Source organism: Amycolatopsis rhabdoformis, assembly GCF_035918295.1.
In the GTDB taxonomy this organism is placed as follows: Bacteria; Actinomycetota; Actinomycetes; order Mycobacteriales; family Pseudonocardiaceae; genus Amycolatopsis; species Amycolatopsis rhabdoformis.
This window is the reverse complement of the sequence record NZ_CP142149.1, coordinates 9684359-9707153: the sequence shown is the minus strand read 5'-3', so window position 1 is coordinate 9707153 and position 22795 is coordinate 9684359. Positions and strand designations below refer to the sequence as shown.

The window sequence follows — 22795 nt, the reverse complement described above, 5'->3', positions numbered from 1 at the left end:
CACGCGGTGACCGACACCGAGCTAGCCGGCAAGACCTTCGACACGATCGCCGAGGCGGTGGCTTCGGACGCCGCGACGCCGGGCGGCGGCGCCGTCGCAGGACTCACGGCCGCGCTGGCCGCGGGCCTCGTCGCGATGGTCGCGCGCTACTCCACGGCCACGGATCGGTTCGATCCGGTGACGCTGGCCGCCCGAGCGGACGAGTTGCGCGGTACCGCGCAGCGGCTCGCCGACGAAGACGCCCGCGTCTATCGGCGCTATCTCGACGCGGCCGCGCTGCCGAAACAGCCCGATCCCGCCGCGCGCAAGGCGGCCATCAGAGCCGCGCTCGACGCCGCGGCCGACGTCCCCCTCGCCCTCACCGAGGTCGCCGAGGAGGTGGCCGGCCTCGGTGAGCTCCTCGCCGGGGCCGGCAATCCGCGGCTCCGCTCCGACGCTGTGACCGCTGCCCAGCTCGGCGGTGCCGTCGCGACCTCCGCGGCGGCGCTGGTGGAGGAGAACCTCCGCGCCCGCACCGACGACCCGCGCGTGGTGCGGGCCGCGGCGCTGGCCGCCTCCGCCAGGACCGCCGCCGCCGGCCTCCTCGAACCCACCAGACCGGAACCCACCCCTCCCCGGAGCGTGCCCTCATGACCGCTCAGCTCATCAACGGACGCAAGATCGCTCACGCCCTCAAAGCCGAGGTGACGGCCGAGGTCGCCGCCCTGGCCGACGCCGGGATCGCGTGCGGGCTCGCCACCGTCCTCGTCGGCGACGACTACGGCTCGGTCGCCTACGTCCGCCGGATCGGCCGCATCGCCGAGGAACTCGGGGTCGCCTACGAGCAGGTGCTGCTGCCGGGCACCACGACCCAGGACGAGCTGCTGGCCACGATCGACCGGCTCAACCGCGACCCCGCCGTGAGCGGAGTCCTGGTGCTGCGGCCGCTGCCCCCGCAGATCTCCGAGGTCGACGTGTTCCGTGCGCTCGACCCGCAGAAGGACATCGAGTCGGTGCACCCCGAGAACGCCGGGCTGCTGGCCCTCGGCACGCCCCGGTTCGTGCCGTCCACCGCGGCGTCGGTGTTCCACCTGCTCGATTCCTGGCTGGACGAGGTCGGCGAGGACCGGGCCGCCTTCTACCACCGTTCGCTGATCGTGGTGGTGGGCCGCTCGAACAACGTCGGCAAGCCCGCGATCTCACTGGCCTACGACCGCGAGGCCGCCATGATGTCGGTCGACGAGTGGGCCAGCCGCGAGGGCCGCCTCGGGTGGCACACCCGGCAGGCGGACGTGCTCGTGGTCGCCGCGGGCGTGGCCGGGCTGATCCGTGCCGAGCACGTGCGACCCGGGGCGGTCGTGATCGACGTCGGCATCAACCCCCGCGAGGACCCCGGCACCGGACAGGTCCGGATGGTCGGCGACGTCGAGTTCGACGAAGCCCGCGGCCGCGCCAGGGCGATCGCGCCGGTCCCGGGAGGAGTCGGGCCCGTGACCGACGTCTGGCTCATCCGCAACACCGTCCACGCCGCCACCCACCACGCCCGAAAGGTTTCCTGACATGAGCGCACCCGCCGCGCCGGCTCCCGAGCGGCTCGACCACTTCGCGTTGACCCTGTCCTGTCCCGATCGCGCCGGCATCGTGTACGCGGTGTCGCGCTTCCTGGTGGAGCACGACTGCAGCATCGTCGAGAGCCAGCAGTTCACCGACCGGGACGTGAACCGCTTCTTCATGCGAGTGGAGTTCGCCCCGGTCGCCGGCGGCGCGCTCGATCTGCCGACGATGCGCTCCGCGTTCGAGGCGACCGCCGCCGATTTCTCGCTGACCTGGCGGATGCACGCCACCAGTGAGCGACCGCGGGTCCTGATCATGGTGAGCAAGTACGGCCACTGCCTCAACGACTTGCTGTTCCGCGCGAACTCCGGCGCACTGGACGTGGAGATCCCCGCCATCGTGTCGAACCACCCGGACCTGGCCGGGATGGCCGACCACTACCGCATCCCGTTCCACCACGTGCCGGTCACCAAGGACACGAAACCCGAGGCCGAGCAGAAGCTGCTGCAACTGGTCGACGACCTCGACATCGACCTCGTCGTGCTCGCGCGCTACATGCAGATCCTCTCCCCCGAGCTGTGCAAGGCGCTCGAGGGCCGGGCGATCAACATCCACCACTCGATGCTGCCGAGCTTCAAAGGCGCCCGACCCTACGTCCAGGCCTACGAGCGCGGCGTGAAGTTCATCGGCGCCACGGCGCACTACGTCACCTCGGACCTCGACGAGGGCCCGATCATCGAGCAGGCCGTGGCCCGCGTCGACCACGCGATGGACGCCACCGCCGTGACCAAGCTGGGCCGGGACACCGAATGCCTGGCGCTGTCGCGGGCGGTGCTGTGGCACACGCAGAACCGGGTGCTGCTCGACGGGCACAAGACTGTCGTCTTTTCGTAACCGGGCAGGGCGGTCCGTCGACGTTTCGTCACGCTTCGGCGATCCGCTCGACAGCCTTTCCGCAAAAGATCATGAATGCGGGGCCCCGCTACCGGCCAGAACGACGACAAGAAGTTCGTCATTCTTGTTGACTCGGAAAGAAGATCGCATTAACGTAAGTGTCATCAAGGAAGTTCCGCCTACTTCATCGAAGGCGATGATCAGGAGGTTTGTTGTGGGTGTTCGGACGTCTGGGTGTCATCACATGGCTTTCGTCACGAATGACATGGAGGAGACGGTCAAGTTTTATCACGGGGTGTTGGGGTTTCCGGTGGTGGTGACGTTGTCGTTGCCGAACCCGGATCCGTTCCCGGGTGCGGTGCCGGGGAACCTGGGTGGGAGCCGGCATTACTTCTTCCGGATCAGTGAGCAGGACACGATCGCGTTCTTCGAGTTCAAGGACGTGGAGGTGCCGGCGGACAACGCGTTGCTGGGCGCGGGCAACCACTTGGCGATCACGGTGCCCTCGGAAGGGGAGCTGCAGAAAGCCAAGCGGCACCTGGAAGACAACGGGGTGAAGATCAAGAGCGAGCTCGATCACGGGTTCTGCCACTCGATCTACTTCGAGGACCCGGTCAACAAGATCGCCCTGGAGTTCGCGACCTGGCAGCACGCCTGCGACGTGGAAGAACCCTTCCTGCAAGACCCCGAACCCGTCCCCGCCGCCCTCGCCGCCATCGGCGCCGACAAATACCGGGCCCACCAGCTGCACTACAGCCCCGACGGACACGGCGGCGAAGGCCCCCGCTGACCGTCAGTCTCGTCGAGACACCGGCGTCGACCAGTCGGCTGACGCCTTCCCAGCCGAAGTGAAATCACCATCGCGGGCGCGCTCTCCGCAAAACTGATCATTCCTGGAATCTGTCCGGGACTGCGTCGAGTGAAAGCGCTTCCTCTAATTGCCGTCAGCCGCGAGAATCACGACTGATTCCCCGGCCAGGCTCTCGTGAAAAACAATTCCGAGTTCGCGCACAAGCGCCGGCCCCTGCCGCGCTGATCGATATCGCCATCGAGGCCTTTCCGGCGACGTCCTGTCGAGACGGTTCGCCGAAGCCCGTGGTTTTCCTGCCGGCTCGGACCCCCGGGTGACGTGGACGCACTCGCCGCCCGCGCCACCCGGGCTTCACCGATCTCGTCGGATCGATCCCGTCTCGATGGCGACGCTGCCGAAAGAAGTACTGCGATGACAACGAAGTCTCCTGCGCCGCCGCTGCGCGTCGAGCCCTTCGACTACGAGGCGCGGCCGGTGCGCGTGGTGTTCGGCCCCGGCCGGATCACCGAGGTGCCCGCCGAAGCCGACCGGTTGGGGCTGCACCGGATCATGGTGATCGCGGACTCGCGCGCCCCCGGTGCGGCAGTCCTGCTCGAAGCCCTGGGCCACCGGATTTCCTTGCGCTGGCACGAAATCGCCCAGCACGTACCGATCGAGCTGGCCGAGCGCGCGGTCGAGGCCGCGGCGGCGAACGACGTGGACGGGCTCATCAGCCTCGGTGGCGGCTCGGCCACCGGCCTGGCCAAGGCGATCGCGCTGGACACCGGACTGCCCATCCTCGCGGTGCCCACCACGTACGCCGGCTCCGAGCTCACCCCCGTCTACGGCATGACCGGGGCGCACCGCAAACGCACCGGCACCGACGAGCGCGTCCGGCCCGCCGTCGTGGTCTACGACCCGGAACTGACCTTCGGCCTGCCGCCGGAAGTGACGGGCCCCAGCGCGTTCAACGCCATGGCGCACTGCTTCGCCGCGCTCTGGTCGCCGCGGCGCGACCCACTCACCTCCGCGCTCGCCGTCGATGCGGTGCGTTCGGCGACCGAGAGCCTGCCGGTGCTGATGGGCGATCCTTCGAACGTCGCGGCCCGTTCCGGGTTGCAGTACGCGGCTTTCCTCGCCGGGACGGCGCTCGGCCGAACGGGAACCGGCCTGCAGCACAAGATCTGCCACGAGCTGGGCGGCCGGCTGGGCCTCTCGCACGCCGACACCCACGCTGTCGTGCTCCCACACATCGTCGCGCTCAACGCGCCGGCGGGGGCCGACTGGGCGCCGCGCCTGCACCCGTTCCTCGGGCCTGATCCGGCAGTCGGGCTGTGGGAGCTCGCTCGCGGATCCGGCCTGCCCACGGACCTGGCGAGTCTCGGTGCGAGCAGCCGGACCTTGCGCGAGGTGGCCGAAGAAGTGGCCGGCACACCGAACCCCGTCCCCGTCGACACCCCCGCACTCGAGGCTGTTTTGCGCCGCGCGATGAATGGTGAGGCCCCCAGATGACCGGATTGGCTGTGCACACGCTGGTTCTCGGTGCGGGTGGGCCGGTGGGCGGGGCTTGGCTCAGCGGAGCGGTGTCCGGCCTGGTCGCCGGCGGCCTTTCGCTCGCCGAGGTGCCCCAGATCGTCGGCACTTCCGCCGGCGCGGTCATCGGTGCTTGGCTCGGCGCCGGAGCGAGCCTCGACGACGCGACGTCCGCGATCGCGGACCGCGCCGCCTGGCACGCCCGCGGCCACGAACCGGCCGCCGACCACCTGGACGCGGACGTCGCCGGTGAACTGTGGTCGCGTTGGCTGCCGCCCGGCGACTGGCCGAAGATGCTGCGCGTCACCGCCGTCGCGTTGCCGGACAAGCGCATCGGCGTCTGGTCGGCGGACGACGGCGTGCCTCTCGGGGCCGCAGTCGCCGCCTCGACCGCGGCCCCCGGCGTGGCCCCACCGGTGAAGATCGCTGGCCGGCTTTACGTCGACGGCGGCGTTCGCTCGATGACGAACGCCGACGTCGCGGCCACCCGGATCGACAACGACGAGGCGGAAGTTCTTGTTCTCGCCCCGATTTTCACCGCCGCCCTCACCCGGGAAGTCGAAGTCCTGCGCGGACTGGGCTGCTCGGTCCGGGTCATCACCCCGGCACGCGGCGATCTGGACGGCGCGTTCGAGCAGGGCCTCGCCGGCCTTCTCCGAGCCGATCTCACCGAGCCCGCGGTGCAGGCCGGTCGGCGGCAGGCCGAGCTCGCCCTGACCGAGTTTGCTCATTCCTCGCTGATCGGGAGGTTCGCATGATCCGAAGGGACGCTCCGTTGCGCGTCGTGGTGGTGGGTGCCGGCATCGGAGGGCTGGCGGCCGCCGTCGCGCTCCGCCGGATCGGCGCGCAGGTCGAGGTGCACGAGCAAGTCTCCGCGTTCGCCAGGGTGGGGGCCGGTCTGCAACTGGCGCCCAACGCGACCGCGGCGCTGCGCGGGCTCGGCCTGCTGGACAAGGTCTCGTCGATCGCCTGCCGCCCCGAGTCCTGGTGCAGCTTCGACGCCGGGGACGGCGAGATGTCGCTCCGGCTGCCGCTGGGTGACGAGGTCGAGGACAAGTTCGGCGCGCCCTACCTGCACGTGCACCGCGGCGACCTGCACGACGTGTTGCTCGACGCCGTCGGGAATGTCCACCTGGGACACCGGGCAGTGGGCTTCGACCAGACCGGCGATCACCTGGAGGTCCGGTTCGGCGACGGCAGCAGTGCCGCCGCGGACGTGGTGATCGGTGCCGACGGCATCCACTCCACGGTCCGGGCGGCCCTCTTCGGGCCCATGGCGGCGGTCTTCTCCGGTCTGGTCGCCTACCGGGGGATCGTGCCGGGCGACCGCGTGGCCGACACCCCGCTGGTTTCGGCGAAGTGGTGGGGCGGTGATCGGCACCTCGTGCACTACTGGGTGTCCAGCGGCCGCGAGCTGAACTTCGTGGCGCCGGTGCCGGAGGAGACGTGGACCGAGGAGTCCTGGGCGGCCGAGGGCAAGGTCGGCGACCTCCTCGAAGCCCTGTCCGGGTTCGCCGAACCCGCCCGGCGCGTAGCCGGAGCCGCGGCCTCGCTGATGCGCTCCGCCCTCTACGACCGCGAGCCCCTGCGGACGTGGGGTGAGGGCCGCCTCGCGCTCCTCGGCGACGCCTGCCACCCGATGCTGCCGTTCATGGCCCAGGGCGCGGGCATGGCGATCGAGGACGCGGTGGTGCTCGGCCGATGCCTGGACGGCGTGTCCGCAGAGGAAGTCGAGCCCGCGCTACGCCGCTACGCCGAAGTGCGCAGTCCTCGCACGAGCGCCGTGCAGGGCGGGTCTCGTGCCAACGACTTCCTGCGCGGGACGAGCTCGGGGCTGAGCAGCGAGGACGTGTACGGCTACGACGCTTGGCGGGTGCCGATTCTCGCCTGATCGGCGGTTCGACGTCGCCGCGACCGGAAGTTTCCGGGGCCGGTCGCGGTGATGTTCCGTTGTCGTCCTCTGGGCTACGGTGACGCCGGTGTCCCGGAGGAGGAGCCGAAGTCCGCGCTGCCGCTGTGAACACGGAACTCCATCGGCGTCTGCTCGGTGCGTTGCCTGAAGAACTTCGTGAACACTCCCGCCCCGGGGAAGCCCAACTGTCGGGCCACCGCCGCGACCGGCTTGTCCGTGTGCACGAGGAGGCGCTTCGCTTCGAGGAGAACCCGCTCGTCGATGAACCGTTTCGCGCCGAAGCCCACCGCGGTCTGGGTCGCCCTGGTGAGGGTGCGCACGCTGTAACCGAGCTGCCCGGCGAAATCCTCGACTCGATGGGTGCGACCGAAGCCTTGCTCGACGGCCGCCTGGAAGCGCGTGAACGTCTCGCTGACACGCTCGGCCGGCCTGTCCTCACTCCCCCGCTCGGCGAGCCGCACCACGAGAACCGCGAGCAGATTGCGGAGCACTTCCAGCTGCGCGTCGGACGGCCGGTCACGCCACCCGGCGTACTCGTGTTCCAGCAGCTCCAGCACACGCCAGAGCGTGTCAGTGCCGACATCCGCCGACACCGGCGTCAGCCGCCGGCCGGCCCGGTCGACCCCGGCGATCTCCGCCGTGGCGCCACCGAGAAAACCCGGCACGAACAACACGAGCCGGCCTCGGACACCGCGGAGTTCGGAGTCGTACCGGTGCACTTGCCCGGGGCGGATCCACAGCCAGCCCCCGGGGCCGAGCTCGTAGTCGGTGAAGTCGACCGAGCACCGCAGACTCCCCGCCCGCACCGCGATCAGCTTGTGGAACTCGGGCCGCCTCACGTGATACGGGTCAACGCCATGCCCGGCGGCTCTGGCCACAAGGCGCCGGAAGTCGAACACCTCCACCCCGGGCGGCACTCCGACATCGGCGCGGTAGGGCAGCGTCGCGATCTCCGGGTGTCCGTTTTTGACCATCGCCTGCCCTCAATGTTCCCGCTCTGTGCCCCGTCCTCCATGGTATCGAAGTCGATCGACCGAAAACGACCGAAGCGCCGAAGGTGCGACTGATCAGGGGCATCACCAAACCCGCACGACATCACTCCCGCGGCGGACTACCATCCGGCGAAGGTGATGTTCGTTCGGCTGTGCAGGAGACTCCAGTGGCATGGATGAGCCCGGAAGCCGCCCGCATCGCCGGTGCGGATCTTCTCGACACGGTCAGTCGCAAGGACCTGGGCGCGGGCGCTCGCTCAACGATCAGGCGCGGTTGGATCACCGTCGACGGCGCGCACCTGCTCAAGGCGCGCTACAAATCCTACTTCGGCGACCGGCGCCGGTTCCTTTCCGTCATGGACTACGAGGTAGCGGTCAACGGGCGCGGCATCCCCGATCTCCACCTGACCGAAGAGGGCGAACCGCGAGTCTCCCGCTTGCTCCGCCGAGGCATCTCGTTCGCTTGGGCCGCTCTGGTTCGGCAGAGCAAAGATCTGCCGAACGTCCGCATGGCCGCCTACGTCTCCGTTTCACCGATCATGCTGGAACCGGACCAATTCACGGGCAACGCGACGTTCTGCACCGTCCCTCTTGGACAGCCGGGCTATACCGACCCCACCACGCTGCGGGACGAGATCGTGGTCGCCTTGTTCAGCGAGGACTGCCGCCATCCGCTGAAACGGCGCTGAGCACCAGCGAAGAAAGCGTTTGGTGGCATAGCCTTCTGAGCGAGCGCGTGCCGCCGGAACCCGATGACCGGTCGTCGATGACCGGGTTCACCGGCGGCAACGGGTCGAAGCTCACACGACCGGAACCCAAGTGAACCGACCATCCGCCAACCGCTCCGCCCGACCGAACACCACATCCGCAAAGTGCGCCCCGTAGCCAATCGTGTCGGGACGGCTGAGTTCCTCGATCAGCAGACGCCGGCTCTTTTCCGACTCCACCCGGTCGTGGTCGATGCCGCAGGCCCAGTCGGGGTGGGTGACCTGGATGGGGGCGTGCATGGCGTCGCCGAAGGCGAGGAGGCGGTGGGGGCCCGCGGTGATGGTGTAGGTGGCGTGGCCGGCGGTGTGGCCGGAAGAGAGGGAGAGGCGGACGCCGGGGAAGATTTCGGTGCCGTCGTCGGTCGGGTGGACGAGGGGGGCGAAGGCGGCGAGGCGTTCCTCGGGAACGCCGCTCGCGACGGCCAGGTCGCGCCGGGCCCATTCGGATGCGGCGACGAAGTGGGGGGCGTGGGCGAACGGCGGCGTGTCGGAGCCGGGTTCGGTGCCCCAGGACCAGCCGAGGTGGTCGCCGTGCAGGTGGGTGAGGGCGACGGCCTCGATCTGGTGCGGCTCGCGGCCCAGTGCGCGCAGGCTGTTCACCAGGTCGCCGCCGCGGATGATGCCCAGCAGCGGGTTGGCGGGATCGTCCGGAAAGGACTCGGGGCCGAACCCGGTGTCGATGAGCAGCGCGCGGTCGCCGCGTTCGACCAGGAGGGCGCCGATGCCCGCGGCGAGGAAACCGTCTTCGTCGACGTGGTCGGCGTTGGCCGCCCAGTCGGCTTCGGTGGTGCCGGCCAGCCAGCCGCGGGGCCGGAGCCGGGCCAGTCCGTCCGGGACGTGCGTGATCGTCAGATCGCCCAGGCGCAGCGATCGAGCGGGCGATACGCGCGTGAGCCGGGTGCGGTCGAAATCGGTCGTGGCCATGGTCCTGCCTCGTGCTCGGAGAGGAACCGCCGGACGGCGGCTCGTAGTTAAGCTACAACTAGAATAGTGCTAGTTGCAATCATATGAGTTGTAGTAAAGTCTCGAAGTGACCGTAGGGCACGAGAAAGCTCGGCCCGGCACCGGAATCGGAGAACCACGATGAAGCACCTCAAGCTGGGCGACCTCGACGTCGCCCGGATCGGCCTCGGCCTGGTGTCGATGTCCTACGCCTACACGGGAGCCGGCACGGACGACGCCGAGTCGATCCGCGCCATCCACCGGGCGCTGGACCTGGGTGTGACGTTGCTCGACACCGCCGAGGTGTACGGCCCGTACGTGAACGAGGAGCTGCTCGGCCAAGCGCTCAAGGGCCGCCGGGACCAGGCCGTGATTGCGACCAAGTTCGGCATGATCTCGCACGTGCGCGGCGAGGCGAAAGGCCTCGACAGCACCCCGGCCAACATCCGCGCCTCCGTCGAGGGCTCGCTCAAGCGGCTGGGCACCGACTACCTCGACCTCTACTTCCAGCACCGGGTCGACCCGGACACGCCCATCGAAGACACCGTCGGCACGCTCGCCGAGCTGGTCGCCGAGGGCAAGATCCGGCACATCGGCCTGTCCGAGGCCGGGTTGGAGACGATCCGGCGCGCCCACGCCGTGCACCCCGTCGCCGCCGTGCAGTCGGAGTACTCGCTGTGGACGCGGCACGCGGAGGACCAGGTGCTGCCCCTGCTGCGTGAGCTGAACATCGGCTTCGTGCCCTACTCGCCCCTGGGCCGCGGCTTCCTCACCGGGCAGATCCGCTCCACCAGTGACTTCGACGACACCGACCTGCGCAAGAACAACCCCCGCTTCATGGGCGAGAACTTCCAGCGCAACCTCCGCATCGCCGACGAGGTCCAAGCCATCGCCGCCGAAGCGAACGCCACCCCGGCCCAGGTCGCGCTGGCCTGGCTGCTGAGCCGGGGCGACGACATCGCCCCCATCCCCGGCACCAAACGCGTGGCGCGCGTGGAGGAGAACACCGCCGCCGACGCCCTCGAACTGACCGCGGACCAGCTCCGCAAGCTCGACAACCTGCCGCTCGCCGTCGGCGAAACGCACGACGAAGCGAGCCTGCGCCTGCTGGAGCGGTGAGTCCTGCGCGCAGACAGTTCAAGTTGACATCATCCGAGTTGTATGCTGGTGACGTGGCCACCAAGCGCGAAACCCGAGCCCAAGCCGACCGTGTGCTCTGCGGATTGGTCAACGGGCTGGCCAGCCAGATCGAAGCCCACCTCCGGGTGCGCGCGGCCACCCTCGGCCTCACCGCGTCCCAGGGCACCGCGCTGCGCGAGCTGACCGGCCCGCTGACCCTGCGCGAGCTCGCCGAGCGGATGAGCTGCGAGCCGTCCAACATCACCTTCGTCGCCGACCGCCTCGAAGAACAGGGTTACCTCGAACGCCACCCCCACCCCGACGACCGCCGCGCGAAGCAGCTCGTGCTCACCCCCGAGGGCACCGAACTCCGGGCCCGCCTGCTCGAGCTGCTCGCCGAGGGGTCTCCCCTCACGCCGTTGTCCCTTGAGGACAAGAGCGTGCTGAAGGACCTCCTCAGCCGCGCGCTGGTCCGCTGACGCGCTCGGCTCCGGGAACATCGAGGGCGCGGCCCAGGGCCGCGGTGACCGCGGTCGCGTAGTGCGGCAGCTGCCGGGCGGCCCACTCGGCGGCCAACACGAGGAAGCCGAGAAGGTCGCGCTCGGCGTCGGCGAGGAGTTTCACGAGGTCCGCTGCCGGGACGTCGATCAGCGGGCTGTCGGTTTGCTCCGCGTCGAGGGTGAGCCGGACGGTTTCGCCGTCGCGTTCGGCGCGCGGCCACGGGTCGTGACCGAAGAAGGTCTCGCTGCCGGGCTCGAAGACCAGGTGCCAGTCGCGCCGGTCCTCCAGGCCGGTGCAGCAGCCCGGCTGGAAGACCACACCCGTGGTGGTGTCGGTGACGCGCAGGCCGCCGGGCGCGTAGAGGCTGTCGACGGTGAGCAGGCCGTGGAGGAACGCTCCCAGTGCGTCGGCGGGGCGAGGCGGGCGATCGTCGTGCTCGGGGTCAAGGTCGAGGTCGTTGACGCCGGCGAGGGACATCACCGCCGCCCCTACTTCGAGCGGCGTGAGGTCGCTGCCGAGCGCCAGGTAGCCGAACGGCTCGGCGGGGGCCACCGGCCAGAGTGCGAAGCCGGCGAGAGGGCGGACCTCCAGGACGGGCTGCATGGTGAGCACGAGGTGAGTGTCGCGCACGGCCGCCCGGCGGCGCTTCTCGTTTATGGCGAGTAGGTAGCCAGGTCCCGCGCGATCGGGCCACTCGCGGGCACGCGAAACCACCACCATCCGCGCCCTTCGAGGTCGACTCCGGCGATCGTCGCGATGCGGTCACCCGAGTCGGCGACGGTGAAGGACCGGAACAGGTCGTCGGCCGCCGTGAAGCACTCACGCACCTTGTCCGCCAACGCCGGCCTCAGCCGGCCGAGCGCGGCTTCGACGAAGTCGCGGATGAAGAGCGCGGCGGCGAAGTCGTGCTCGGTCCAGACCGAGCGATCGCTCTGCGGCAGCGCGCGGCCCTGGTCGATCTTCTCGACGTGGAGAACCCAGGCCCGCGCCCAGCCGAGCGCGTCGGGACGAGTCGCGCTCGGTTTGTTCTCCCCGATCTCGGCGAGCTCCTCGTCGGTGAACGACATCCGATCACGCACCTTCCGCCAGCACCTTTCGCAGGCTAGTGCTCGACCGAGATCGGATACCCCGGTCCTGCCCCGTCCAGCAGGTGATCGTTACGCCCCTTCAGGAAGCGGTCGAAGAACGACCCGACCACCGCCCGGTTCGCCGCCACGGCACGAGCCGACGGCACCGTCCCCACGGCGGCCGCCAGCGTTGACGCCGGAAGAGCCAGCTGCGGCAGCAGCGCCTCGGCGTCCGTGAAAGACGCGTGCGCCGAGTCCACGAGCGTCACGTCGGCCTTCCAGCCGCGCTGGTGCTGCCAGAACGACGCCCACGAAGGCTCCCGGTGGATGTCGCTGCCGTCGGCCGAGCTGCTGCCGACCAGCAGGAACGGGCGGTCCAGGCCGTGGAGGGCGACGTCACTGAGGTGGGTGCCGTCGGGCTGGGCGGTGTACTCGAGGGTGCCGTCCAGGTTGATGCCGGCCTGGATGCGGGGGTCGGCGGCCATCATGTCGGCCGTGGTGAAGCCGCCGGCGGAGTGGCCGAACATGCCGATGCGGTGCAGGTCCATGGCGCGGGTCAGGCGCGACGGCAGGGTCGGCAACCGGTCGAGCACGAGCGACGTGTCGGCCGTGCGCGCGGACATGAGCTTGGTGAAGAAGGCGAACGTGGTGCCGTCCTGGAAGGCCTGGGCCCAGGCCGCGAGAAGTGGACCGTTGCCGACCACGTGGCCGTCGGGGAATTGGACCGCCGGGCCGTCGCCGGTGTGGTCGATGGTGACCACCACGTAGCCGCGGGAGGCGAGGTCTTCGACGAGCGAAACGTTCCAATCGCGCGCGTCGCCGGCGCCCGGTGAGTAGAGGACGACCGGGAAGCGGCCGGGAGCCGTCGGGGCGTCCTTCACCGAGTGGGTCCTGGTCGCGGCCCAGTTCACGAGGCCGGCGGGCAGGTCGTCGCTGCTCTCCACGGACGCACCGACGGCCGCGGCCACCGCGGGCGGGAACTGGTGCGTGACCGGCCCGCCGCCGATCGCCGGGTAGAACACGCTCACCATCAACTCCCGGTAGGGCCGGTCGGGAACCCAGGGATCCGGCCGGTGGTTGTCCACGAGCCGGAACGCCGACTCCCCCGTGGCGTAACGGCCGCGTGGCGCGGGCAGCGTCAAGGTCGCCGCGGGCGAAGACACGGAGACAGCGCCTGAAGACACGGCACCAGAAGACACCGCGCCCAACGACACAGCGCCGAAAGAATCAGCGCCCAAAGAAGCAGCGGCCGCCGGCACCGCGACCGAACCGACAAAACCGGAGGCCACGACCCCCACCAGCGAGACGGCGACAAGACGAGAGCAGCGCATACGAGGTTCCTTCACCTGCGACACCAGGACACCGCAAGCCTCCTGCGCCACCACCGCGCGAACCACCGGGCCGGCCGCCGGATCAGCCCTCCGGAAAACCCGAACGGCACCGGGTGGCGACCCCCGTTGACAGCGGGAACAGGTTGACCCCCCACCGGTCCCCCCGCATCATGGGCAAGGCCGCCGACCAGGCACCGCAGCGTGATCGACCGGCAGACACAAGGAGGTGTCTTGTCCAAGGCGAGGGCGCGCAGCGGGAACGTCCCGTTCACCGCCACCAGCTTCATCGGCCGGCGCCGGCAGCGCAAGGAGATCCGCGACCGGCTGGCGGACGGACGGCTGGTGAGCCTGATCGGGCCCGGCGGCGTCGGCAAGACGCGGCTCGCGCTGCACGTCGCCGACGAGATGAACCACCTCTTCGACAACGGCGTGTACTTCGTCGAGCTGGCCTCGGTGTCCGAGGGCGGAGACGTGGCGACCGCGGCCGTCCACGCGCTGGGCATCGCGGACCAGTCGAACCGCGACGCCACGGCGAAGCTCGTCGAGTACCTGCGCGACCGCGAGATCCTGCTCATCCTCGACAACTGCGAACACGTCCTCACCGGCGCCGCCGAGCTGGTGAGCGAAGTCCTGCGGTACGCGCCCTCGACGCGGATCCTCGTGACCACCCGCACGTCGCTGACCGTCACGGAAGAGTTCCTGTACCCGGTGCCGCCGCTGACCGTGCCCGACGACAGCCAACCCGTGAGCGCGGAATCGCTGGCACAGTTCGAATCGCTGCGGCTGCTGCAGGAACGCGCGGCCGCCGCCTCCCCCGGCTTCGTCCTCGACGAGCACAACGCCGCCGCGGCCGCGCGCCTGTGCATCCAGCTGGAAGGAATCCCGCTGGCCATCGAGCTGGCCGTCGCGCGCATGCGCATCCTCTCGCTCGACCAGATCCTCGAGCGCCTCACCGACCGGTTCGCCCTGCTCACCATGGGCAGCCGTTCGGCCGCACCGCGCCAACAGACGCTGCGGTCCCTTGTGGACTGGAGCTTCGACCTCTGCACCGAACCCGAGCGCGACCTGTGGGCTCGCCTGTCCGTGTTCGCCGGCAGCTTCGACCTCACGGCCGTCGAGGGCGTGTGCGGCGCGGGCGGTGGAACGGTGGATCTCCTGAGCTCCCTGGTGAACCAGTCCATCCTCGACGTCGAGGACCAGGAGTCCTCGATGCGCTTCCGGATGCTGGAGACCATCCGCGCGTACGGCGCCGAGGTGCTCACGCGGACCGGCCACGAGGCGACCTTCCGGACGCGCCACCGCCAGTACTTCCTCACCGCGGTCAAGGACCTGGAACGCTCCTGGTGCGGGCCCGGCCAGGCCACCTCGGCGCAGTGGATGCGCGTCGAGCGGGAGAACCTCCGCACCGCCTTCGAAACCGCGGCGCCGGGCGGTGAGTACCAGCTCCAGCTGCTCGGCGGACTGCGGTACCGCTGGTACGCCGACGGTTACCTCGCCGAAGGCCGCCGATGGGCCGACGAAGCACTCGACGCGCCCGAAAGCGGCCGGCAGCCGACTCCGGCTCGGGCGAAGGCGCTGTGGGTCGCGGCCCGCGTGTGCCTCCTGCAGGGCGACCACCAGGCCGCAGCACAGCGTCTCGAAGAATGCGAAGCAGCGGCCGCGCGGCTGAACCTCGCCGACGCGGCCGCCCACTGCCTCGGCCTGCGCGGGCTCGCCGCGCAGCTTCGCGGTGATCTTTCCGAGGCGGAGAAGCACTTCGGCGTCGCCTTGCGGGAGCTGGCCGACGTCGGCGAGACGCCCGAGTGGCTGATGGCGAGCTTCGAGTACGCCGTCACGCTGTCGCTCGGTGGCCGCAGCGCGGACTCGACGGCCGTGAGCACGTCGGCGCTCGCCGTGTGCGAGGAGCAGGACGAACGCTGGGCTCGCGCCTACTTGAAGTGGAGCCAGGGCCTGGACCACTGGCTGCGCGGTGATTTCACCGCGGCGCAAGCGACGGCACTCGACGCGCTTCGGGAACACCGCGCCTTCGATCCGTCCCTGGGCACCGCTTTGATGACCGAGCTCCTCGCCTGGATCGCGGGTTCGACCGGCCAGTGCGAGCGAGCGGCGCAGCTCCTCGGCGCGTCGCGCAGCCTCTGGCGGCGCACGGGAACGGAACTGGCGGCGTTCGGGCCGAAACTCACCGGCTACCACTCGGCCTGCCACGCCCGGCTCGAACAGGCCATGCCACCGCGCGCGCTGTCGACCGCGCTGCACGCCGGAACGAAACGCACGCCGGCGGCGATCATCGCCTACGCGCTGGCGGAAGCCGACGAGACCGGTTCCACCGACATACCGCCCGCGCTCACCAGCCGCCAGCAGGAGATCGCCGCGTTGATCTCCAAAGGCCTCACGAGCCGGCAGATCGCGGCGGATCTGGTGATCTCCGCGCGCACCGTGGAGAGCCACATCGAGAACATCATGACGCGCCTGGGATTCGTCTCGCGCAGCCAGATCGCCTCCTGGCACGCCGGCCAGTCACTCTGACGGCCCAACGCCACGCCCGTTGAGCTCACCTCCGTTGCGGTAACGGACTCCGCAGCTCAGCGGCACTGAATCGTGCCCGCTTCCGGGCGTTCTCCGGTACGGGCATCCGTAGCTTCCGTACCCCACCCCGTGATCTCCCCCATGTGCCCGCCCGCACAGTGACCCAGATTACCTAGACCGCCGGCGGGCGACGGCCGACGAGTCGCCGACTTGGGTCGGTGCACCACGTCCCGGCATCCGGCGAAATCCGAAGGAGTCCCCATGGCATCGCATCCCGAAGCCGGTCAGCGCGTGGACACCGGGCACGGGGCCGACGCGGACCTCGCGGTGGAGATCAAGGCGAAGACGTCGATCACCGACACCATCACCCAGCTCACCCTCGTGCCCGCCGACGGCCGCGACCTCCCCGCGTGGACGCCCGGTTCCCACATCGACCTCGTGCTCGGACCGGACCTCGTCCGGCAGTACTCGTTGTGCGGCAAACCCGCCGACACCCGGTCGTGGCAAGTGAGCGTGCTGCACCAGCCCGACGGCCGGGGCGGCTCCGCCCATGTGCACCAGGAGCTGAGCGAAGGCGAACGCATCGCCGTTCGCGGGCCCCGCAACAACTTCCGCCTCGTGGACGCGCCGCGGTACCTGTTCATCGCCGGCGGGATCGGCATCACGCCCATCCTCCCGATGATCGAGTCGGTGGACCAGGCCGGCGCCGAGTGGTCCTTGACCTACGGTGGCCGCAGCCGGGGCAACATGGCCTATGCCGTCGAGCTGCACCAGACTCACGGCGACGGCGTGACCCTCGTTCCCGAGGACACGCACGGCCGCATCGATCTCGCCGGGCTGCTCACCGACGTGACACCCGGTACCGCGGTGTACGTGTGCGGGCCCGAAGGTCTGCTGTGCGCGGTGGAAGCGCTGGCCGCGGAGCTCGGCATCCTCGACCAGATCCACGTGGAGCGCTTCACCCCCAAGGAGCAGACCGACGCACCGGTGCGCGACAACTTCGAGGTCGAGTTCGCACGCAGCGGCGTCACCATTTCCGTGGGGCCGGACGAGTCCATTCTCGAAGCCGCGCGTGCGGTCGGCGTGCTCGCGCCGTTTTCGTGCTCGGAAGGCACGTGCGGAACGTGCGAGACCACCATTGTTTCCGGCCGGGCCGACCACCGCGATTCGGTGCTCAGCCCGGCCGAGCGGGAAGAGAACAGCACGCTGATGATCTGCATCAGCAGAGCCGCCTGCCCCAAACTCACGCTCGACCTCTGATCAGCCGTCGAAGAGAGGGATCAATGTCCATGGATGGCGCTGCCAGCACAACCGAATCGGTGACCGGGTGTCCCGTCGCCCACACCGCCGCCGGTTTCTCGTTCTTCGACCGGGAATACCAGGAGAACCCGGGAGCCTCATTGGCGTGGGCACGCGAGAGCCAGCCGGTGTTCTACAACGACGACTCGGACTACTGGGTCGTCACGCGGCACGAGGACGTGAAATCGGTCTTCAGCCAGTTCAACCGGTTCTCCGCGGCCATCACGCTCACGCCGGTCACCCCGCCGTCGGAGGAGGCCGGCGCGCAGCTCGGCAAGTACGATTTCGCGCCCTGCCCCGTGCTCGCGGACTCCGACCCGCCCGACCACCGGAAGTACCGTCGCCTCAACGCCCCGGCGTTCATGCCCGACCGGATCGACCCGTTGGCGCCCTACATCCGCGACACCACGAACAAGTACATCGACCGGTTCATCGACCAGGGTCACGCCGATCTCGTCGCCGACATGCTCTGGGACATCCCGTGCCTGGTCGCGCTGCAGTTCCTGGGGATTCCCGAAGAGGACGTGGACACCGTGCGCAAGCTGGCGATGTCCATGACCGAGTTCGTGTGGGGCCGCCCGACTCCCGAGGAGCAGGTGCGCGCCGCCGACGGACTGGGCCAGTTCTGGGCCATGGGTGAGCGCGTGATCGCGAAGCTCAAGGAACTCGACGATCCGCCGGGCTGGCTCGGCCACGCGATCAAGATGCAGCGTGAGAACCCGGACGTCATCTCCGACACGTGGTTGCAGACGAACGTGATGGGCGGCGCGATGGCGGCGCACGAAACCACCACGAACGCCACGGCGAACGCGGTCATGACCCTGATGCGCAACCGCGAACAGTGGGATCGCCTGTGCGCGAACCCGGCGCTGATCCCCGGCGCGGTCGAGGAATGCTTGCGGCTCAACCCTTCCGTGGCCGCGTGGCGCCGGGTCGCGAAGGAAGACGTGCAGGTGGGCGACGTGACGATTCCCGCCGGCGGGAAGATCCTCATGGTGATCGCGTCGGCGAACCAGGACGACGCCGTGTTCGACGAGCCCGAGCGCTTCGACATCGAACGCGATGCCAAGGCGCACATCGCGTTCGGCGCCGGCACGCACATGTGCCTCGGCAACCACCTGGCGCGGCTCGAGATGGTGATCTACCTCGAAGAGCTCACGCGGCGCGTGCCGCACATGACGCTCGACGAGCAGGAGTTCCACTACGTGCCGAACACGTCGTTCCGGGGTCCGGAGGCGCTGCACGTGAGCTGGGACGTGACGAAGAACCCCGTGTTTTCCTGACGCCGACGATCGGAGAAAAAGTGCCTCTCCATTTCGCCGACGGGGTGAAAGCCGCCCCGTCGACCAGTGTGGCCGGCCGCGAGATCGTGTTCACGAACTCCCACGGCAGCCGGGTGGCCCACCGCTTCGCCGACACCACCGTCGACTGGAGTTACGAGCCTGCCGGCGACGACCCGCACCCGGTGATCTCCGGTCGCGACGACTACGAGGCGTTCGACGTCGCGGAAGGCCTGGTGTACACGCAGTTCCACCACCGTGAAGCCGTGCCGAACGCGGCCGTGAGCCTGGTGCTCGACTTCACCCACGGCCGCAGCCTCGCGGTGGTGAGCCGGATCGAGGAAACCCAGGTGCAGCAGGCATTCCTGCCGGGACGCATCGAGGGCTTCGCGACGCTGGGGCCGCAGCCGGCGCACTCCACGGCGCTCGTGGGCCGCCGGGTGCGCTGGACCTCGGGTGCGCACCGGTGCGAGCACGACTACCACTCGGCCGGTTCCTACACATGGCGGTGTTCGGCCGGCGCCACCGACCACTGCACGACTTATCAACTGCGCCCGGGGATCTCGGTCTTCGCGGCGCGGGAGAAATCAGCTCCGTCCGCATCGGTCTCCGTCATCGATCACCGCGACTCCGCGGCGCTGCGATCGTACGGGGCCGTGTTCGGACTGGACGAAGGACCGACCCAGCTCACCTTCGGTGCCGCAGGTGAACTGCTGGGCGAGAACTGAACCACCACAACGAAAGGACACACAAGCCATGTTGGCCAAGGGAAACGTCAAGGTCACCGACCTGCTCACCGCCGCCCCGCCGGCGATCCCCGACGGTTCGCACGCCATGACGCAGCTCGTGGAACTCCCGCCGGCCGACCCGGGTCTCGCGCCGCACCGCCACTCCGGTCCGGTCTTCGGCTACGTGACCGAGGGCAAGATCTTCTTCGAGCTGGAAGGTGAGGAGCCGCGCGAAATCGTGGCGGGCGAGGCGTTCTGGGAGCCCGGCGGTGACGTCGTGCACTACCAGGTGTCCAACCCGGACCCGAACGCGTGGAGCCGGTTCGTCGCGGTGTGCATCTGCGCGCCGGGCGTCGAAATGATCACCATGCTCGAGCCGGAGGAGATCGTGGCCCGCGATCACCTGCGCCACCCGAGCGCGCGTCAGCACCAGGGCTGAGCCCCGCCGCGGCGTCGGTGCCGGCCGGCACCGACGCCGTTGTTCCACCCCGAAACCCCCGCCGTGCGAATCGAAACGAGGACTCATGTCAGTACTGTCGGTACGGCCGGTGGCCGACATCGTCGCCCGCAGGTTCGCGGCCAAGATCAACGCGGCGATCCACCCGGAGAGCGAACCGCGCTTCCCCGAGATCACCGTGCGCACCACCGAAATCAGCATCGACACGCGCCACGGTGCCGTGGCCGCGACGCTCTACCACCCGCCCGCACCCACCGGCACGCCCGGCGTCTACGTGAACGCGCACGGCGGCGGTTTCGTGGTGGGCAACCGAGAACAGGATGACGCCTGGTGCCGCTTCCTCGCCGCCCACGCCGGAGTCGTGGTGATCAACACGGACTACGCCTTGGCCCCGGCCACGCGGTTTCCGACTCCGGTCGAACAGTATTACGACGTGGTTCAGTGGGCGTCGCAGCAGGAGCGCGACTGGGACGGCTCGAGGTTGTGCGTCGGCGGACAGAGCGCGGGCGGTAACCTGTCGGCGGCCGTTTCGCGGATGGCGCTGGAGGACAAGGGGCCCGCGATTTCGTTGCAGATCCTGCACTACCCGCCGCTCGACATCGCGACGCCTCCGTCGCGGAAGCCCTCACCGCTGGGTTCGAAGGCCGTGCTGCAACCGTGGCTGTGCGAGGTCTTCGACACGGCCTACGTGCCGGAGCGCGCGCAGCGTCGCCACCGCTTCGTGTCGCCGGCCTGGGGCACGAACGCCGACGACATCGCGGGCATCGCGCCGGCGTTGGTGATCACCGCGGAGTTCGACCGGCTGCGCGCCGAGGCCCGCCGGTACGCGGACAAGCTGTCGGCCGCGGGCGCGCTCGCCGAGTACATCGAGGTCCGCGACGTCGACCACGGCTACGACATCATGACCGACAAGACCGACGTGATCCGCCGCATGTACGAGGTGATCACGGCCCACGTCAAGCGTGCGATCGCCTGAATGATCGCGGATCCGGTGGTGCGCTGGCTGGTCACGGCGCTGTTCCTGCTCGGCGCCGGCGAATGCGGGTACCGGGTTTTCGTCGGCCGGCTTTCGTGGCCCGCGGTCGTCGGCGGTCTGCTGCACGGGCTGATGGCCGTGGCGATGGCGGTGCTGGCTTGGCCGCGGGGTGCGGAGCTGCCGACGGCGGTGCCGTTGGTGGTGTTCGCGCTGGCGACTTTGTGGTTCGTGGCGTTGACGCTGGGCCAGCGGGTGCGACGGGAGACCAATCTCTACTACGCGTTGACGATGCTGGCGACGGCGTGGATGTATGCGTCGATGGCCGGTGGTGTGTTCGCGGTGCCGCGCGGTGGTGCCGGTGGCCTTGGTGTCGCCGGTGGTGAGCACGGTGCGATGTCGATGCCGGGGATGTCGATGCCGGGGATGTCCACTGTGGATGCTTCGCCGGGGCTGGTCACTGCCGGGCTGAACTGGTTGTGCACCATCTTTTTCGCGGTGGCGGTGGCGTGGTGGTCGACGTCGTTGTTCGTCCGGCGCCGAGCTTCACCGGTGCCGTCCGTCCGCGAACACCTTGGTGCCGCGGCACAGACGGCCATGGCGGCGGGGATGGCGATCATGTTCGCCGTGGTGCTGTAGCGCGCGGTCAGTCCTCGATGACGAGGTTCACTTTCTCTTCTTCTTCCGTTGCTGCGCCAGCACATACCGCGCCGCATCAACGAAGGCGTGGCAGGCCGGGTCCGTTTCGTTCGCGTGCCAGGCCAGGGCGATCGGGCTCGGGGGCAAACCCGTCAACGGTACGTACGTCACGCCCGGGCGCGGGAAGTACTCCTGCGCCGCCGTGGTGGTGAAGGTGATGGCACGGCCCAGTGCTACCGCTTGGAGTTCCTCGTCGACGTCGCGGACTTCGAAGAGGCGGGGCGCCGGGACGGAGGCGAGGAGGTCGCCGGCGGACCAGAAGGCGGACCAGAGCTCGTCGGGGGTGCGCCGGACCGCGATGGGGTCCGTGAGGAGTTCCGTGACGTCCACGGTGTCGCGGTGGGCCAGCGGATGGGAGGACGGCAGGCCAACGACGCGGGCTTCGGAGAGCAGCGTGAGCATGCGCAAGCCCCGGGTGTGGAAGGGCGGGCGCACGAACGCCAGCGGCACCTTGCGGTCGTGCAGGCCCGCGGACGGGTCTTCCCAGCCGTGGCGTTTCAGCTCGATCTCGACGCCCGGGTTGTGGTCGCGGAAGCGGTCGATGATGGCGGCCGTGAGGTCACCGGCGGCGACGCCGTAGAAGCCGATCGGCACCACGCGGCCGAGCGCGGAATCGCGGGCTTCGCGTTCGGCGTCGCCGAGGAGGCGGAGGATTTCGCGAGCGTGGTCGACGAAGCGGTGGCCCGCGTCGGTGCAGGTCACGGAGCGGGTGGTGCGCTGGAAGAGCGGCACGCCGAGGTGCTTTTCGATCGCCTTGATCCGCGCGGACAGCGCCGGCTGCGACATGTGGAGGCGCTCGGCGGCGCGGGAGAAGTGCAGCGTCTCGGCCAACGCGACGACGTACCGCAGGTGCCGGGCCTCGAGATCCATAACCCCACGCTACTGAATCCCCGGCGATCGGTCTTTCCCCCGGCGGCGTGGCCGGTCGTAGCGTTGATCTTGTTCACACGCACTCAGGGGAGGGCAGATGGTGGTGTCACCCAAGGTCGAGCAGGACCGGGTGTGGCCGGTCGCGACGGTGGTCGCCCGGCTGGCGCTGGCGGCCGGGTTCCTGTCCGCGGTGGCGGACCGCTTCGGCTGGTGGGGTGACGCGCACACCGGCTCGGTCACGTGGGGCGGCTTCGCGGCCTACACCGCGTACACGCACCAGCTCGCGCCCTACCTGCCCGACGGACTGCTTGACGTGGCCGCATGGGCCGCGACCATCGCGGAGCTCGGGCTGGGCCTCACGTTGCTCTCCGGCGTCGCGGTGCGCTGGTCGGCGTGGGCGGCGGCGGGGTTACTCCTGGTGTTCGCGCTGTCGATGGCGCTGTTCGTCGGCTGGGAGGCGCCGTTGAGCGCGTCGGTGTTCGGCGCGGGCGCCGCGGCGCTGCTGCTGGCGCTGTCGCCCGTGCGCACCTTCGCCCTCAGCGTCGACCGGCTGCTCGCCCCCTCGCTCGAAACGAGGTAACC

Annotated in this window: 24 protein-coding genes; 18 read left to right on the top strand and 6 right to left on the bottom strand. The window is 69.7% G+C overall.

The genetic code is table 11. From position 1 onward, the window contains the following. Positions 1 to 6: 6 nt before the first annotated feature. The 7 genes from VSH64_RS45240 to VSH64_RS45210 all read left to right on the top strand — a co-directional run bounded on the left by VSH64_RS45240 (position 7) and on the right by VSH64_RS45210 (position 6641). The gene (locus VSH64_RS45240; protein ID WP_326568880.1) at positions 7 to 633 is read left to right on the top strand and encodes a cyclodeaminase/cyclohydrolase family protein; all 627 of its coding nucleotides are present in this window, start codon (positions 7 to 9) and stop codon (positions 631 to 633) included. Then, a complete protein-coding gene (locus tag VSH64_RS45235) occupies positions 630 to 1538 on the top strand; it encodes a bifunctional 5,10-methylenetetrahydrofolate dehydrogenase/5,10-methenyltetrahydrofolate cyclohydrolase (protein ID WP_326568879.1) in 909 nt (302 codons plus the stop codon). Before VSH64_RS45240 ends, VSH64_RS45235 begins: the two co-directional genes overlap by 4 nt. 1 nt (position 1539) lies before the next feature. Beyond that, positions 1540 to 2427, top strand: coding sequence for a formyltetrahydrofolate deformylase (gene purU, locus VSH64_RS45230; protein WP_326568878.1), 888 nt, complete (start codon positions 1540 to 1542; stop codon positions 2425 to 2427). Positions 2428 to 2671: 244 nt separating this feature from the next. After that, positions 2672 to 3217, top strand: a complete 546-nt coding sequence (locus tag VSH64_RS45225; RefSeq protein WP_326568877.1) for a VOC family protein — start codon at positions 2672 to 2674, stop codon at positions 3215 to 3217. Between the two features lie 432 nt (positions 3218 to 3649). Then, entirely contained in the window at positions 3650 to 4729 is a 1080-nt protein-coding gene (locus VSH64_RS45220) for a maleylacetate reductase (protein WP_326568876.1), read from the top strand. Then, entirely contained in the window at positions 4726 to 5508 is a 783-nt protein-coding gene (locus VSH64_RS45215) for a patatin-like phospholipase family protein (protein WP_326568875.1), read from the top strand. Before VSH64_RS45220 ends, VSH64_RS45215 begins: the two co-directional genes overlap by 4 nt. Next, positions 5505 to 6641, top strand: a complete 1137-nt coding sequence (locus VSH64_RS45210) for an FAD-dependent monooxygenase (RefSeq protein WP_326568874.1) — start codon at positions 5505 to 5507, stop codon at positions 6639 to 6641. The genes VSH64_RS45215 and VSH64_RS45210 overlap by 4 nt, the downstream gene beginning before the upstream one ends. A gap of 74 nt (positions 6642 to 6715) precedes the next feature. Here VSH64_RS45210 and VSH64_RS45205 read toward each other — a convergent pair whose 3' ends face one another. Then, entirely contained in the window at positions 6716 to 7636 is a 921-nt protein-coding gene (locus VSH64_RS45205; RefSeq protein WP_326568873.1) for a helix-turn-helix transcriptional regulator, read from the bottom strand. A gap of 185 nt (positions 7637 to 7821) precedes the next feature. Here VSH64_RS45205 and VSH64_RS45200 point away from each other — a divergent pair, with 185 nt between their 5' ends. Beyond that, positions 7822 to 8343: a hypothetical protein gene (locus VSH64_RS45200; RefSeq protein WP_326568872.1), complete on the top strand. Its 522-nt coding sequence runs from the start codon at positions 7822 to 7824 to the stop codon at positions 8341 to 8343. Between the two features lie 111 nt (positions 8344 to 8454). Here the strand turns inward: VSH64_RS45200 and VSH64_RS45195 are convergent, their stop codons facing one another. After that, a complete protein-coding gene (locus VSH64_RS45195; RefSeq protein ID WP_326568871.1) occupies positions 8455 to 9345 on the bottom strand; it encodes an MBL fold metallo-hydrolase in 891 nt (296 codons plus the stop codon). A 159-nt stretch (positions 9346 to 9504) separates the two neighbouring features. Here VSH64_RS45195 and VSH64_RS45190 point away from each other — a divergent pair, with 159 nt between their 5' ends. Continuing rightward, positions 9505 to 10482 (top strand): aldo/keto reductase, encoded by a 978-nt coding sequence (locus VSH64_RS45190; RefSeq protein WP_326568870.1) that lies wholly within the window; start codon positions 9505 to 9507, stop codon positions 10480 to 10482. Between the two features lie 53 nt (positions 10483 to 10535). Further along, positions 10536 to 10961: a MarR family winged helix-turn-helix transcriptional regulator gene (locus VSH64_RS45185; RefSeq protein WP_326568869.1), complete on the top strand. Its 426-nt coding sequence runs from the start codon at positions 10536 to 10538 to the stop codon at positions 10959 to 10961. On the opposite strand, the gene VSH64_RS45180 is transcribed toward VSH64_RS45185, so the two are convergent. Genes VSH64_RS45180 through VSH64_RS45170 form a run of 3 tightly spaced genes read right to left on the bottom strand, consistent with a single transcriptional unit; the run spans position 10939 to position 13234 of the window. After that, positions 10939 to 11586, bottom strand: a complete 648-nt coding sequence (locus tag VSH64_RS45180; protein ID WP_326838214.1) for a hypothetical protein — start codon at positions 11584 to 11586, stop codon at positions 10939 to 10941. The genes VSH64_RS45185 and VSH64_RS45180 overlap by 23 nt on opposite strands. Positions 11587 to 11636: 50 nt before the next feature. Next, on the bottom strand, positions 11637 to 12062 hold the full coding sequence (locus tag VSH64_RS45175) for a hypothetical protein (RefSeq protein WP_326568868.1): 426 nt from the start codon (positions 12060 to 12062) through the stop codon (positions 11637 to 11639). A gap of 23 nt (positions 12063 to 12085) precedes the next feature. Beyond that, entirely contained in the window at positions 12086 to 13234 is a 1149-nt protein-coding gene (locus VSH64_RS45170; RefSeq protein ID WP_326568867.1) for an alpha/beta hydrolase family protein, read from the bottom strand. Positions 13235 to 13612: 378 nt separating this feature from the next. Here VSH64_RS45170 and VSH64_RS45165 point away from each other — a divergent pair, with 378 nt between their 5' ends. The 7 genes from VSH64_RS45165 (at position 13613) to VSH64_RS45135 (ending at position 21283) form a co-directional block, all read left to right on the top strand. Then, a complete protein-coding gene (locus VSH64_RS45165) occupies positions 13613 to 15907 on the top strand; it encodes an ATP-binding protein (protein WP_326568866.1) in 2295 nt (764 codons plus the stop codon). Positions 15908 to 16168: 261 nt separating this feature from the next. Next, positions 16169 to 17167: a PDR/VanB family oxidoreductase gene (locus VSH64_RS45160; RefSeq protein WP_326568865.1), complete on the top strand. Its 999-nt coding sequence runs from the start codon at positions 16169 to 16171 to the stop codon at positions 17165 to 17167. A gap of 140 nt (positions 17168 to 17307) precedes the next feature. After that, the gene (locus VSH64_RS45155) at positions 17308 to 18489 is read left to right on the top strand and encodes a cytochrome P450 (protein WP_326568864.1); all 1182 of its coding nucleotides are present in this window, start codon (positions 17308 to 17310) and stop codon (positions 18487 to 18489) included. Between the two features lie 20 nt (positions 18490 to 18509). Beyond that, positions 18510 to 19214 carry a MoaF N-terminal domain-containing protein gene (locus tag VSH64_RS45150; RefSeq protein WP_326568863.1) on the top strand — a complete coding sequence of 235 codons (705 nt, stop codon included), beginning with the start codon at positions 18510 to 18512 and terminating at the stop codon, positions 19212 to 19214. A 28-nt stretch (positions 19215 to 19242) separates the two neighbouring features. Then, positions 19243 to 19653, top strand: coding sequence for a cupin domain-containing protein (locus VSH64_RS45145; RefSeq protein WP_326568862.1), 411 nt, complete (start codon positions 19243 to 19245; stop codon positions 19651 to 19653). A gap of 85 nt (positions 19654 to 19738) precedes the next feature. After that, on the top strand, positions 19739 to 20647 hold the full coding sequence (locus tag VSH64_RS45140) for an alpha/beta hydrolase (protein WP_326568861.1): 909 nt from the start codon (positions 19739 to 19741) through the stop codon (positions 20645 to 20647). Beyond that, positions 20648 to 21283 carry a DUF5134 domain-containing protein gene (locus VSH64_RS45135; RefSeq protein ID WP_326568860.1) on the top strand — a complete coding sequence of 212 codons (636 nt, stop codon included), beginning with the start codon at positions 20648 to 20650 and terminating at the stop codon, positions 21281 to 21283. Positions 21284 to 21310: 27 nt separating this feature from the next. Here VSH64_RS45135 and VSH64_RS45130 read toward each other — a convergent pair whose 3' ends face one another. Further along, positions 21311 to 22213, bottom strand: a complete 903-nt coding sequence (locus tag VSH64_RS45130) for a LysR family transcriptional regulator (protein ID WP_326568859.1) — start codon at positions 22211 to 22213, stop codon at positions 21311 to 21313. Between the two features lie 97 nt (positions 22214 to 22310). On the opposite strand from VSH64_RS45130, the gene VSH64_RS45125 reads away from it, so the two are divergent. Continuing rightward, positions 22311 to 22793, top strand: a complete 483-nt coding sequence (locus tag VSH64_RS45125) for a hypothetical protein (RefSeq protein WP_326568858.1) — start codon at positions 22311 to 22313, stop codon at positions 22791 to 22793. The last annotated feature ends 2 nt before the right edge of the window (positions 22794 to 22795 follow it).

Bases quoted from the DNA above. Each gene is read 5' to 3' on its own strand.
- VSH64_RS45235 (WP_326568879.1), top strand. From the start codon at position 630: ATGACCGCTCAGCTCATCAACGGACGCAAGATCGCTCACGCCCTCAAA.
- purU (WP_326568878.1), top strand. From the start codon at position 1,540: ATGAGCGCACCCGCCGCGCCGGCTCCCGAGCGGCTCGACCACTTCGCG.
- VSH64_RS45225 (WP_326568877.1), top strand. From the start codon at position 2,672: ATGGCTTTCGTCACGAATGACATGGAGGAGACGGTCAAGTTTTATCAC.
- VSH64_RS45220 (WP_326568876.1), top strand. From the start codon at position 3,650: ATGACAACGAAGTCTCCTGCGCCGCCGCTGCGCGTCGAGCCCTTCGAC.
- VSH64_RS45215 (WP_326568875.1), top strand. From the start codon at position 4,726: ATGACCGGATTGGCTGTGCACACGCTGGTTCTCGGTGCGGGTGGGCCG.
- VSH64_RS45210 (WP_326568874.1), top strand. From the start codon at position 5,505: ATGATCCGAAGGGACGCTCCGTTGCGCGTCGTGGTGGTGGGTGCCGGC.
- VSH64_RS45205 (WP_326568873.1), bottom strand. From the start codon at position 7,636: ATGGTCAAAAACGGACACCCGGAGATCGCGACGCTGCCCTACCGCGCC.
- VSH64_RS45195 (WP_326568871.1), bottom strand. From the start codon at position 9,345: ATGGCCACGACCGATTTCGACCGCACCCGGCTCACGCGCGTATCGCCC.
- VSH64_RS45190 (WP_326568870.1), top strand. From the start codon at position 9,505: ATGAAGCACCTCAAGCTGGGCGACCTCGACGTCGCCCGGATCGGCCTC.
- VSH64_RS45180 (WP_326838214.1), bottom strand. From the start codon at position 11,586: ATGCAGCCCGTCCTGGAGGTCCGCCCTCTCGCCGGCTTCGCACTCTGG.
- VSH64_RS45160 (WP_326568865.1), top strand. From the start codon at position 16,169: ATGGCATCGCATCCCGAAGCCGGTCAGCGCGTGGACACCGGGCACGGG.
- VSH64_RS45145 (WP_326568862.1), top strand. From the start codon at position 19,243: ATGTTGGCCAAGGGAAACGTCAAGGTCACCGACCTGCTCACCGCCGCC.
- VSH64_RS45140 (WP_326568861.1), top strand. From the start codon at position 19,739: ATGTCAGTACTGTCGGTACGGCCGGTGGCCGACATCGTCGCCCGCAGG.
- VSH64_RS45135 (WP_326568860.1), top strand. From the start codon at position 20,648: ATGATCGCGGATCCGGTGGTGCGCTGGCTGGTCACGGCGCTGTTCCTG.
- VSH64_RS45130 (WP_326568859.1), bottom strand. From the start codon at position 22,213: ATGGATCTCGAGGCCCGGCACCTGCGGTACGTCGTCGCGTTGGCCGAG.
- VSH64_RS45125 (WP_326568858.1), top strand. From the start codon at position 22,311: ATGGTGGTGTCACCCAAGGTCGAGCAGGACCGGGTGTGGCCGGTCGCG.